This window comes from Bacillus altaicus (genome assembly GCF_042136375.2).
In the GTDB taxonomy this organism is placed as follows: domain Bacteria; phylum Bacillota; class Bacilli; order Bacillales; family Bacillaceae_G; genus Bacillus_A; species Bacillus_A cereus_U.
In genome coordinates this window covers 257,340-270,000 of record NZ_CM143394.1, presented here as the reverse complement: position 1 = coordinate 270,000, position 12,661 = coordinate 257,340, and the positions used below count along the sequence as shown (strand labels likewise).

Sequence of the window (12,661 nt, the reverse complement as noted above, 5' to 3'; positions counted from 1 at the left end):
AGTGTAAGAGTCTTGGAGGTAGAGCACTGATTGAACTAGGGGTCCTCATCGGATTACCGAATTCAGTCAAACTCCGAATGCCAATGACTTATCCTTAGGAGTCAGACTGCGAGTGATAAGTTCCGTAGTCAAGAGGGAAACAGCCCAGATTGCCAGCTAAGGTCCCAAAGTGTGTATTAAGTGGAAAAGGATGTGGAGTTGCTTAGACAACTAGGATGTTGGCTCAGAAGCAGCCACCATTTAAAGAGTGCGTAATAGCTCACTAGTCGAGTGACTCTGCGCCGAAAATGTACCGGGGCTAAATACACCACCGAAGCTGCGAATTGATACCAATGGTATCAGTGGTAGGGGAGCGTTCTAAGTGCAGTGAAGTCAGACCGGAAGGACTGGTGGAGCGCTTAGAAGTGAGAATGCCGGTATGAGTAGCGAAAGACGGGTGAGAATCCCGTCCACCGAATGCCTAAGGTTTCCTGAGGAAGGCTCGTCCGCTCAGGGTTAGTCAGGACCTAAGCCGAGGCCGACAGGCGTAGGCGATGGACAACAGGTTGATATTCCTGTACCACCTCTTTATCGTTTGAGCAATGGAGGGACGCAGAAGGATAGAAGAAGCGTGCGATTGGTTGTGCACGTCCAAGCAGTTAGGCTGATAAGTAGGCAAATCCGCTTATCGTGAAGGCTGAGCTGTGATGGGGAAGCTCCTTATGGAGCGAAGTCTTTGATTCCCCGCTGCCAAGAAAAGCTTCTAGCGAGATAAAAGGTGCCTGTACCGCAAACCGACACAGGTAGGCGAGGAGAGAATCCTAAGGTGTGCGAGAGAACTCTGGTTAAGGAACTCGGCAAAATGACCCCGTAACTTCGGAGAAGGGGTGCTTTCTTAACGGAAAGCCGCAGTGAATAGGCCCAAGCGACTGTTTAGCAAAAACACAGGTCTCTGCGAAGCCGTAAGGCGAAGTATAGGGGCTGACACCTGCCCGGTGCTGGAAGGTTAAGGAGAGGGGTTAGCGTAAGCGAAGCTCTGAACTGAAGCCCCAGTAAACGGCGGCCGTAACTATAACGGTCCTAAGGTAGCGAAATTCCTTGTCGGGTAAGTTCCGACCCGCACGAAAGGTGTAACGATTTGGGCACTGTCTCAACCAGAGACTCGGTGAAATTATAGTACCTGTGAAGATGCAGGTTACCCGCGACAGGACGGAAAGACCCCGTGGAGCTTTACTGTAGCCTGATATTGAATTTTGGTACAGTTTGTACAGGATAGGCGGGAGCCATTGAAACCGGAGCGCTAGCTTCGGTGGAGGCGCTGGTGGGATACCGCCCTGACTGTATTGAAATTCTAACCTACGGGTCTTATCGACCCGGGAGACAGTGTCAGGTGGGCAGTTTGACTGGGGCGGTCGCCTCCTAAAGTGTAACGGAGGCGCCCAAAGGTTCCCTCAGAATGGTTGGAAATCATTCGTAGAGTGCAAAGGCATAAGGGAGCTTGACTGCGAGACCTACAAGTCGAGCAGGGACGAAAGTCGGGCTTAGTCGATCCGGTGGTTCCGCATGGAAGGGCCATCGCTCAACGGATAAAAGCTACCCCGGGGATAACAGGCTTATCTCCCCCAAGAGTCCACATCGACGGGGAGGTTTGGCACCTCGATGTCGGCTCATCGCATCCTGGGGCTGTAGTCGGTCCCAAGGGTTGGGCTGTTCGCCCATTAAAGCGGTACGCGAGCTGGGTTCAGAACGTCGTGAGACAGTTCGGTCCCTATCCGTCGTGGGCGCAGGAAATTTGAGAGGAGCTGTCCTTAGTACGAGAGGACCGGGATGGACGCACCGCTGGTGTACCAGTTGTTCTGCCAAGGGCATAGCTGGGTAGCTATGTGCGGAAGGGATAAGTGCTGAAAGCATCTAAGCATGAAGCCCCCCTCAAGATGAGATTTCCCATAGCGTAAGCTAGTAAGATCCCTGAAAGATGATCAGGTTGATAGGTTCGAGGTGGAAGCATGGTGACATGTGGAGCTGACGAATACTAATAGATCGAGGACTTAACCATATAATATGAAGCAAACGTTATCTAGTTTTGAAGGAATATACCTTCATAGTTTGGTGATGATGGCAGAGAGGTCACACCCGTTCCCATACCGAACACGGAAGTTAAGCTCTCTAGCGCCGATGGTAGTTGGGACCTTGTCCCTGTGAGAGTAGGACGTCGCCAAGCAAGATAAAAACACAAGTCTTTTGACTTGTGTTTTTTTGTTTTTAAACAGTACACGAAAGAAGTAAAGGGAATACATAAGTAATACAAACACGTTGCCCAAGAATAAATCATATTATATAAGAAATTGATGTATATTTTCCGGAAATTTGTTAAGGAATAGAGGTATATAATATGTTTACTTAAAAAGGGAGGAAAGATTATGAAATTACCAAGTGAAATTTGCATCGTTTGTGAGACAAAAAGAGGAGAAGGAATATATGTATATAATAATTTAATCTGTTACGAGTGCGAAAGAAATCTGGTGAATACTGAGACAAATGATCCGAAGTATATACATTATTTAACACAACTGCGAAAATTAGAAGTATCATATTTTTAAATAGGCATTATGCCTATTATTTTTTTTGCCCTAATATCTGTATAATAGATACAGAATGAATAATAAGGAAGAGATGTATATGAATCAAAATCGTATGCCTTTATATGAGGCGTTAATGGAATTTAAAGAAAGGCGACTACTATCTTTTCATGTTCCGGGTCATAAGAATGGTTTGAACTTCCCTCAGAAAGCTTCAGGGGGGTTTAAGGATATATTATCGATTGATGTAACAGAGTTAACAGGATTAGATGATTTACATAGTCCATTTGAATGTATAGATGAAGCACAGCAATTATTAGCTGAAGTATATGGCGTGCACAAAAGTTATTTTTTAATTAATGGTTCAACAGTTGGAAATTTAGCAATGATTTTGTCTTGCTGCGGCGAACATGATATTGTCCTCGTACAAAGAAATTGTCATAAATCAATCATTAATGGTTTGAAATTAGCAGGGGCGAATCCGGTCTTTTTAAACCCATGGATTGATGAAGTACATAACGTACCAGTAGGTGTTCATGATGACATTATTAAGGAGGCAATTACAAAGTATCCAAATGCAAAAGCACTTATTTTAACACATCCTAATTACTATGGTATGGGAATTGATTTAGAGGCAAGTATCGCTTACGCACATGCACATAAAATTCCCGTTCTAGTAGATGAAGCCCATGGGGCACATTTTTGTATAGGGGACCCCTTCCCGAAGTCAGCATTAGTTTATGGTGCGGATATTGTGGTTCATTCCGCACATAAAACATTACCTGCGATGACAATGGGATCTTATTTACATATAAATAGCCGTTTGGTGAGCGAAGAAAAAGTTTCCTCCTATTTAAGTATGCTACAATCTAGTAGCCCATCGTATCCAATTATGGCTTCTCTTGATATAGCACGTTTTGCAATAGCAGTTATAAAGGAAGAGGGTCATGATGAAATTGTTGAGTTTTTACGCCGATTTAAAGAAGGATTGCGATCTATCCCACAAATAGCCATCTTGCAATATCCATCGCAAGATGAATTAAAGGTTACGGTGCAAACTCGCTGTCAGTTATCGGGGTATGAATTACAGTCTGTATTTGAAAAGGTCGGTATATATACGGAAATGGCAGATCCATATAACGTCCTATTTATATTACCGTTACAAGTAAATGAGGGGTATATGAAAGCTATAGAGATAATTCGAGTAGCTTTGCAGCAATATAAGGTAAAAGACAAGACAGCATCAATTCGTTATACTTATAAAGGGGAAATTTCCCCTTTACCGTATACGTATAAACAATTAGAGGGATACGAAACGAAGTTAGTATCTCTAGAAGAAGCCGTTGGTATGATAGCGGCAGAAATGGTGATTCCGTATCCACCTGGAATTCCATTGATCATGTATGGAGAGAGAATTACTCAAGAACATACAAAGCAAATTGCTCATTTAGAGAAAACAGGGGCTCGTTTTCAAGGTAGTACGAAATATATGAACGTGTATGATATAGAAAGTAGGTTTTAGGATGAAGGGATTATTTGTAACAATTGAAGGGCCAGAAGGTTCGGGTAAAACAACATTAATTAAAAGTTTATTACCATATTTTGAGCAAAAGGCACAAAAGGTAATGGCGACCAGGGAACCGGGTGGTATTGCAATTTCTGAAGATATTAGAACAATTTTACATAAACAAGAGTATACGATGATGGAGGCACGTACAGAGGCGCTCTTATATGCTGCTGCACGTAGACAACATTTAGTGGAAAAAGTTATGCCGGCACTTGAGGAAAACTATCTTGTACTATGTGATCGTTTTATAGATAGCTCTTTAGCGTATCAAGGGTATGCAAGAGGCCTAGGTATGGATAAAGTATTTGAAATTAATCGTTTCGCAACGGAAGATTGTATGCCTAGTTTAACAATCTATTTAGATATTGAGCCAGAGGTAGGTTTAGCACGAATTGAAAAAGATGCAGGACGTGAAGTAAATCGACTAGATATGGAAGATATCTCTTTCCATAAACGTGTGCGTGAAGGGTATTTACAAGTTGTAGAGCGTTTTTCTAATCGCATTGTATTAGTAAATGCTGATCAACCAATGAAAAAACTTATAGAAGAAGTTGTTCAGATTATAGAAGATAAATTGTTATAATAGAAGGAAAGAATGAAATAAGTGAGGTATGCAGTATGATAAATACGTGGGAGCAGCTTTCTGCTATACAGCCCATCGGTGTCAAAATGTTGATGAATAGCATTGCAAAAGAGCGTATATCCCACGCTTACTTGTTAGAGGGAGGGAAAGGGACTGGGAAGTTCGCCACAGCAATTCAAATGGCAAAAAGCTTCCTCTGTTCACAAAGAAATGGTGTAGAGCCTTGTCATGTATGTAGGAATTGTCGCCGAATTGATTCAGGTAACTACCCAAACTTACATATTGTAAAACCAGATGGATTATCTATTAAAAAACAGCAAATTCACGATTTACAAGAAGAGTTTTCAAAAACAGGATTAGAAGCAAATAAAAAAGTATATATTATTGAGCATGCAGATCGTATGACAGCAAATGCAGCGAATACGCTTTTAAAGTTTTTAGAAGAACCAAGTAGTGATACAACAGCTATTTTACTTACTGAACAAAGTCATCAGATTTTAAATACAATTTTATCTCGTTGTCAAGTTGTTACGTTTAGACCGTTGCCTACAAAATCTTTAATTAAGAGATTAGAGGAAGAAGGTATTACAGTTTCTTTATCTACACTTGCTGCGCAGCTTACAAACAGTTTTGAAGAAGCTTTATTAATGTGTAATGATGAATGGTTTGCACAAGCGAGAGCTTTAGTGATAAAATTATGTGAAGCGCTCGAAAAAGATAAGGCCTCTATTTTTTTTGTACAAGAAAAATGGGGGAAGCACTTTGGAGAGAAAGAACAATTACAGCAAGGCTTAGATATGTTACTCCTTATTTATAAGGATTTATTATATGTTCAACTTGGAGAAGAAGATCGTCTTGTTTTTCATGAGCAGAAAGAGATGTTTGAATCCTTTTCTTATGCTCAGAAGCGCATTGTATCAGCTCTCTTTAATATATTAGAGGCAAAAAATAGAATCAACGCTAATGTAAATGCGCAGCTTGTGTTCGAACAGTTAGTGTTGCGGTTGCAGGAGGGATGACCGTTTTGTATGATGTAGTAGGTGTTCGCTTTAAGAAGGCCGGAAAAGTATATTACTTTGATCCAAATCAGTTCGATATCTCAGAAAATGAGTTTGTAATTGTAGAAACGGTAAGAGGTATTGAATACGGAAAAGTAGTTATTACCAAAAAGCAAGTTGATGAAAACGACGTTGTATTACCGCTTAAAAAAGTTATTCGTATTGCAAATGAAAATGATCGTACCATTGTTGAAGAGAATAGGCATGCTGCGAAAGAAGCATATCAAGTTTGTCAACAAAAGGTAGGAGAACATAATCTTGATATGAAGCTTGTAGATGTAGAGTATACGTTCGATCGTAATAAGATTATTTTCTACTTTACTGCGGATGGTCGGATTGATTTTCGCGAACTAGTGAAAGACTTAGCGGCAATTTTTAGGACAAGAATTGAGCTGAGACAGATCGGCGTTCGTGACGAAGCAAAAATGCTTGGTGGTATTGGCCCATGTGGTCGTATGCTTTGTTGTTCTACTTTTTTAGGAGATTTTGAACCTGTATCCATTAAAATGGCAAAGGATCAAAATTTATCATTAAATCCTGCAAAAATCTCTGGTTTATGTGGTCGCTTAATGTGTTGCTTAAAATATGAGAATGATGAATATGAGGCAGCAAAGGAACAACTTCCTGATTTAGATCAACGTATACAAACACCGCAAGGTACTGGCCGTGTTATCGGATTAAATATTTTAGAAAGATTAATTCAAGTGGAACTAGTAGACAAGGAACGGATAGTAGAATATACGTTAGATGAATTAATGAATAAAGGGGTCGTTTCGAGTCAAACCACAGATTAATGAGGTGGGTGCTTGTGGAGAAAAAGGATATTTTTGCATCGGTTTCTAGTATGGAAGAGCAAATTGGACATTTATACAAACAGTTGGGAGAATTAAAACAACATCTTGCAGAATTATTGGAAGAAAACCAACATATAAAAATGGAAAATGAAAATTTGCGACATCGTTTTGAAGAAGTGCAGAACAAGGAAAAACAGAAAACTCAAAAACGCAAAGAAATGAAGGCGAAGACAGATATTGGTGAAGGCTACGATAACCTAGCGAGACTATATCAAGAAGGTTTTCATATTTGTAATCTACATTATGGAAGTGTACGTAAAGAGGGAGATTGTTTATTCTGTCTGTCATTTTTAAATAAAAAGTGAGATTACCTTTCCAATATAATTGGAAAGGTAATTTTTTATACATGAGGGTAGAATGAAATTTATTTTTACATTGATAGAGGATGAAATAGGGTAGGTTAAGTGTAAGAAAGGGAGCAATATATGAATTTATATGAAGATGAGCGTTTAGATTACTTATTAGCGCAAGATATGAAGATTGTACAAAGTCCATCAGTATTTAATTTTTCTTTGGATGCTGTTTTACTTGCAGATTTTACTTGGGTGCCAATTCAAAAAGGGAATTTACTTGATTTGTGTACAGGTAACGCAGTTATCCCTCTTTTATTAAGTACAAGGACAAAAGGGCAAATTACAGGTGTAGAAATCCAAGAGCGCTTATATGATATGGGAATAAGAAGCGTTCAATACAATAATTTAGAAGAAAGAATTCATTTAATCCATGGAGATTTGAAAGATATGCCGGAGAAACTTGGACGTCATCAATATGATGTTGTAACATGTAATCCTCCCTATTTTCAAACACCACAAACTTCTGAGAAGAATATCAATGAACATTTAGCGATAGCTCGTCATGAAATTATGTGCACATTAGAGGATGTTGTATATGCAAGTAGCCAGTTAGTGAAACAGGGTGGGAAAGTAGCATTTGTACATCGTCCAGGTCGTTTACTCGACATCGTCACATTAATGCGTAAATACAAAATCGAACCGAAACGTGTGCGATTTGTTTATCCTAAGGCTGGTAAAGAAGCGAATACATTGTTAATTGAAGGAATTAAGGATGGGAATGCAGATTTAAAAATCTTACCACCTCTTTTTGTATATGAAGAAAACAACGAATATACAAAGGAGCTTCGTTCAATTTTATATGGAGAAGAATAAGCATTGTTTTTATGTGGTGGAGTGTTCTGATGGAAGTTATTATGCTGGATATACAAATCATATAGAAAAACGGATTCAGACCCATAATAGTGGAAAAGGTGCTAGATATACCCGCGCTAGGCTTCCAGTTGGTTTAAAATATGTAGAGGATCATGAGGATAAACGAACGGCTATGCAAGCTGAATATCACTTTAAACAGTTAACGAGGAAACAAAAAGAAGAATATATGCAAAAAGGAGAACGCTATGTGGCAGCAAAAAAGCTTTCAGCAAAATGAAAAGGGAGTTTTATATTTAGTACCGACCCCAATCGGAAATTTAGAGGATATGACATTTCGTGCAATCCGAATTTTAAAAGAGGCAGACATTATTGCTGCGGAAGATACAAGGCAAACGAAGAAACTTTGTAATTACTTTGAAATTGAAACACCAGTTATGAGTTATCATGAGCATAATAAAGGAGTAAGTGGACGGAAAATTTTAGATAAGTTAGAAGAAGGTAAGACTGTAGCCATTGTGAGCGATGCTGGTATGCCATGTATTTCAGATCCTGGTTATGATATCGTTGTAGAGGCTGTAGCAGAACAATATCATGTTATTCCGCTTCCTGGGGCAAATGCGGCTCTTACAGCATTAATTGCATCAGGACTTGAGACAAAACATTTTTATTTCTATGGTTTCCTGCAAAGAAATAAAAAGGGACGTAAGCTTGAATTAGAAAAACTACGCTATATTCCAACTACAATGATGTTTTACGAGGCACCGCATCGTTTAGATGACACTTTAATCTCTATGCAAGAAGTATTAGGAAATAGGGAAATCGTATTATGTCGTGAGCTAACGAAAAAATTTGAAGAGTTTATTCGTGGAACAATTGAAGAAGCGATTGAGTGGACGAAGCAAAATGAAGTTCGTGGTGAGTTTTGTATTTTAGTAGCAGGTTCAACAGAAGAACCTACTCAAGAAGAACAATGGTGGGAAGCTATTTCAGTATATAATCATATTGAACATTATATAAATGAAAAAGGTATGAATTCAAAAGAAGCGATTAAAACAGTCGCTAAAGACCGAGATTTGTCGAAACGTGATGTATATCAAATCTATCATGTTGATAAAAAATAAGCTTCTCATAATTGAGAAGCTTATTTTGCTGTTTCGATATAATCTTGAAGTTCGTTTAAGACCTGTTCAGCGCCTTCTTTACTTAAGATAATTTTACCTTCAGCTAAAGATAGGTTACCATCAGATACTTCACCAGTTACTTGACAAGTCATGTTTGGTTTATATTTCTTTAAGATGATTTTTTCTTCATCCACGTAGATTTCAAGAGCATCCTTTTCTGCAATACCTAAAGTACGGCGTAATTCGATTGGAATTACTACACGACCTAATTCATCAACTTTACGAACGATACCAGTAGATTTCATAATTCTTTTCCTCCTAAATAAATAGTTTATAAGTTTCGAGTCTATTTTTTTGATTCGTCATTTTTCGACAAAATACCCTATGGACATATGATACCAATCATTTACATTTCCGTCAATTCTTAAATTCTATATTTTTAAAAAAGATTTATAGATTTTTATACTTCTTATATATAATAGAATGTGAGTCATTTCTATAATTGTTCCGTATTATTTTTTTACAATATTTATACTTTTCGGAAAAATATTGTATATTTTTTTTGAATATGAGTAATAGATGATAAAGATATCGAGCATTAACTCGTTTTTATATGTGAGTTTTTGATATACTGTTTATAAATACATATGAGGTTATTCGGGAGGTCCAAAACGATGAAAGAGGAAAATAAGTCCTTTTATATTACTACCCCAATTTATTATCCAAGTGGAAAGTTACACATTGGACATGCTTATACGACAGTAGCAGGAGATGCGATGGCACGATATAAGCGTATGCAAGGATACAATGTTCATTATTTAACAGGAACTGATGAGCATGGACAGAAGATCCAAAAGAAAGCAGAAGAACTAAATGTTACACCACAAGCATATGTGGATAACATTGTATCAGGGATTAAAGAACTTTGGGAGAAGATGGATATCTCTTATGATGATTTTATTCGTACAACTGAAGATCGTCATAAAGATGTTGTTGAGAAAATCTTCAAGCAGCTAGTAGATCAAGGTGATATTTATCTTGATGAATATGAAGGTTGGTATTCTGTACAAGATGAAACATTCTATACAGCGCATCAATTAGTAGATCCAATTATGGAAGGTGACAAAGTAGTTGGTGGGAAAAGCCCAGATAGTGGTCACGCTGTAGAACTTGTTCGCGAAGAATCGTATTTCTTTAGAATGGGTAAATATGTAGACCGACTATTAAAGTTCTATGAAGATAACCCTCATTTCATTCAGCCGGAGTCCCGTAAAAATGAAATGATTAATAACTTCATTAAACCAGGATTAGAAGATTTAGCTGTTTCTCGTACTTCATTTGACTGGGGAGTTCGTGTTCCAGGTAACCCAAAACACGTTATTTACGTATGGGTAGATGCGTTGTCTAATTACATTACTGCATTAGGATATGGAACAGAAAATGAAGAGAAGTATAAAAAATTCTGGCCAGCAGATGTCCATTTAGTTGGGAAAGAAATCGTTCGTTTCCATACAATTTATTGGCCAATTATTTTAATGGCTTTAGATTTACCACTTCCGAAGAAAGTCTTTGCTCATGGCTGGATTTTAATGAAAGATGGAAAAATGAGTAAGTCAAAAGGAAACGTAGTAGATCCAGTTACACTAATTGATCGTTACGGATTAGATGCATTGCGTTACTACTTACTTCGCGAAGTTCCATTTGGATCTGATGGAGTATTCACACCAGAAGGATTTGTTGAACGAATCAACTTTGATTTAGCGAATGATTTAGGGAACTTATTAAATCGTACAGTAGCTATGATTGATAAATACTTTAATGGGGAAATCCCTGCATTTAAAGCAAATGTAACTGAGTTCGATGAAACGCTAGTGACATTTGCTAAAGATACATTGAAAAAAGTAGAAGAGGCAATGGAGAATATGGAGTTCTCTGTAGCGTTAAGTTCCATTTGGCAATTAGTTAGCCGTACGAACAAATATATTGATGAAACGCAGCCATGGGTATTAGCGAAGGATGAGAATGATTGTGAAAAACTTGCGTCTGTAATGGCCCACTTAGCTGAGGTACTTCGTCAAACAGGTATTATGCTTATGCCATTCCTAACAGTAGCACCAAGTAAGATGTTTGCTCAACTTGGGCTTACTGAAGAGACGCATAAATCTTGGGAAAGCCTATCTACAATTGGATGTATTCCAGCTGGAACAAAAGTAGAAAAAGGAAACCCTATTTTCCCTCGTTTGGAAATGGAAGTAGAAGTGGGGTATATTAAAGAACAAATGCAAGGTTCTGCTCCTAAAGTAGAAGAGAAAAAAGCAGAAGAACCAAAGGCAGAAGAAATTACAATTGATGATTTCTTTAAAGTAGAATTACGAGTAGCTGAAGTAATATCTGCTGAACCTGTGAAAAAAGCAGATAAGTTGTTAAAAATTCAGCTTGATTTAGGTACAGAGAAGCGCCAAGTGGTTTCTGGGATTGCTAAATTCTATTCCCCAGAAGAACTAAAAGGTAAAAAGGTTATTTGTGTAACGAATTTAAAACCTGTAAAATTACGTGGTGAATTATCACAAGGTATGATTTTAGCAGGTGAAGAGAATGGCGTATTGTCATTAGCATCAATTGACCAAAATTTACCAAACGGTACAAAAATCAAGTAATTGAGACAAGAAAAGGGATGTTTCACGTGTAACATTGGTGAAGCGTCTTTTTTCTTTTTACATTCCCTTTTTTGCATTAAAATTGTAGTATTGTTATCGTTAAGTTAGAAAGAGCGTAGTTTTCTATGAGAGAATTGATTTCAATATAAAAGGAGTTATTTATTATGTTGTTTGATACACATTCACATTTAAATGCAGAGCAATTTGAAGAAGATTTACAAGAAGTTATCGCGAGGATGAAAGAAGCGGGAGTTACCTATACAGTTGTTGTTGGATTTGATGAAGTAACGATAAAGAAAGCAATTGAATTAGCAGAGGCTTATGATTTTATTTACGCTGCAGTTGGATGGCATCCCGTTGATGCAATCGATATGAATGAAGAACATTTAGCTTGGTTAGAAGAATTAGCTGCTCACCCTAAAGTAGTTGCCATTGGAGAAATGGGATTAGATTATCACTGGGATAAGTCTCCAAAAGAAATACAGAAGGAAGTATTCCGTAAACAAATTGCATTAGCAAAAAAGGTAAAATTACCGATTATTATACATAACCGCGATGCAACTCAAGATATTGTTGATATCCTAGAGGAAGAGAATGCAGCTGAAGTAGGAGGCATTATGCATTGCTTTAGCGGTAGTGTAGAAGTAGCGCAGCGATGTGTCGATATGAACTTTTTAATTTCATTAGGTGGGCCAGTAACATTTAAAAATGCCAAGAAACCGAAAGAAGTTGCTATGGAGATTCCGTTAGAAAAATTATTGATAGAGACAGATTGTCCATATTTAACACCACATCCATTTCGAGGGAAACGAAATGAACCGAGTTATGTAAAACTGGTAGCAGAAGAAATTGCGAATTTAAAAGGAATTTCTTATGAGGAAGTAGCACAAATAACAACAAAGAATGCCAAAGCCTTATTTGGTGTTGAATAAAAAAGAATGGGGAGTCCCATTCTTTTTTTGTTTTTTGAGAAGAGAGATAATAGAAATGATAAGAACCCACTATTTACTCATAACATAAGTGTAGAAATATTGCGGATAAATTAAGATGGAGATAGAAGTGTTACAATAAGGGGAGTGAACAAAGATTTTTCGCTT

At 37.9% G+C, this 12,661-nt stretch carries 12 protein-coding genes and 2 rRNA genes (1 of these 14 running past the window's edge); 13 read left to right on the top strand and 1 reads right to left on the bottom strand.

The window, feature by feature from the left end:
- The 11 genes from ACE38F_RS01480 to rsmI form a co-directional block, all read left to right on the top strand.
- Positions 1-2,035, top strand: a 23S ribosomal RNA gene (locus ACE38F_RS01480) (it extends 887 nt beyond the left edge of the window).
- Positions 2,036-2,084: 49 nt separating this feature from the next.
- Positions 2,085-2,200: ribosomal RNA gene (rrf, locus tag ACE38F_RS01475) — 5S ribosomal RNA — on the top strand.
- Positions 2,201-2,399: 199 nt separating this feature from the next.
- Positions 2,400-2,579 (top strand): sigma factor G inhibitor Gin, encoded by a 180-nt coding sequence (locus tag ACE38F_RS01470; protein ID WP_002159645.1) that lies wholly within the window; start codon positions 2,400-2,402, stop codon positions 2,577-2,579.
- 79 nt (positions 2,580-2,658) lie between these two features.
- Complete coding sequence (locus ACE38F_RS01465) at positions 2,659-4,080, top strand: aminotransferase class I/II-fold pyridoxal phosphate-dependent enzyme (protein WP_375371350.1); 1,422 nt, start codon at positions 2,659-2,661, stop codon at positions 4,078-4,080.
- 1 nt (position 4,081) lies between these two features.
- Complete coding sequence (gene tmk, locus ACE38F_RS01460; RefSeq protein ID WP_002107283.1) at positions 4,082-4,708, top strand: dTMP kinase; 627 nt, start codon at positions 4,082-4,084, stop codon at positions 4,706-4,708.
- A gap of 35 nt (positions 4,709-4,743) precedes the next feature.
- Positions 4,744-5,727 (top strand): DNA polymerase III subunit delta', encoded by a 984-nt coding sequence (gene holB / locus ACE38F_RS01455; RefSeq protein WP_215554931.1) that lies wholly within the window; start codon positions 4,744-4,746, stop codon positions 5,725-5,727.
- A 5-nt stretch (positions 5,728-5,732) separates the two neighbouring features.
- Positions 5,733-6,560: a PSP1 domain-containing protein gene (locus ACE38F_RS01450; RefSeq protein WP_215554932.1), complete on the top strand. Its 828-nt coding sequence runs from the start codon at positions 5,733-5,735 to the stop codon at positions 6,558-6,560.
- 14 nt (positions 6,561-6,574) lie between these two features.
- On the top strand, positions 6,575-6,925 hold the full coding sequence (gene yabA / locus ACE38F_RS01445; protein ID WP_002009639.1) for a DNA replication initiation control protein YabA: 351 nt from the start codon (positions 6,575-6,577) through the stop codon (positions 6,923-6,925).
- 120 nt (positions 6,926-7,045) lie between these two features.
- Positions 7,046-7,786: a tRNA1(Val) (adenine(37)-N6)-methyltransferase gene (locus ACE38F_RS01440; protein ID WP_375371351.1), complete on the top strand. Its 741-nt coding sequence runs from the start codon at positions 7,046-7,048 to the stop codon at positions 7,784-7,786.
- Positions 7,773-8,063 carry a GIY-YIG nuclease family protein gene (locus ACE38F_RS01435; protein WP_002107287.1) on the top strand — a complete coding sequence of 97 codons (291 nt, stop codon included), beginning with the start codon at positions 7,773-7,775 and terminating at the stop codon, positions 8,061-8,063. Before ACE38F_RS01440 ends, ACE38F_RS01435 begins: the two co-directional genes overlap by 14 nt.
- Positions 8,032-8,907 carry a 16S rRNA (cytidine(1402)-2'-O)-methyltransferase gene (gene rsmI, locus ACE38F_RS01430; RefSeq protein ID WP_002159640.1) on the top strand — a complete coding sequence of 292 codons (876 nt, stop codon included), beginning with the start codon at positions 8,032-8,034 and terminating at the stop codon, positions 8,905-8,907. The genes ACE38F_RS01435 and rsmI overlap by 32 nt, the downstream gene beginning before the upstream one ends.
- A gap of 20 nt (positions 8,908-8,927) precedes the next feature.
- Here the strand turns inward: rsmI and ACE38F_RS01425 are convergent, their stop codons facing one another.
- Positions 8,928-9,212: an AbrB/MazE/SpoVT family DNA-binding domain-containing protein gene (locus tag ACE38F_RS01425; RefSeq protein WP_002063374.1), complete on the bottom strand. Its 285-nt coding sequence runs from the start codon at positions 9,210-9,212 to the stop codon at positions 8,928-8,930.
- Between the two features lie 369 nt (positions 9,213-9,581).
- Here ACE38F_RS01425 and metG point away from each other — a divergent pair, with 369 nt between their 5' ends.
- Positions 9,582-11,564, top strand: coding sequence for a methionine--tRNA ligase (gene metG, locus ACE38F_RS01420; protein ID WP_375371352.1), 1,983 nt, complete (start codon positions 9,582-9,584; stop codon positions 11,562-11,564).
- Between the two features lie 164 nt (positions 11,565-11,728).
- A complete protein-coding gene (locus tag ACE38F_RS01415) occupies positions 11,729-12,496 on the top strand; it encodes a TatD family hydrolase (RefSeq protein ID WP_375371353.1) in 768 nt (255 codons plus the stop codon).
- The last annotated feature ends 165 nt before the right edge of the window (positions 12,497-12,661 follow it).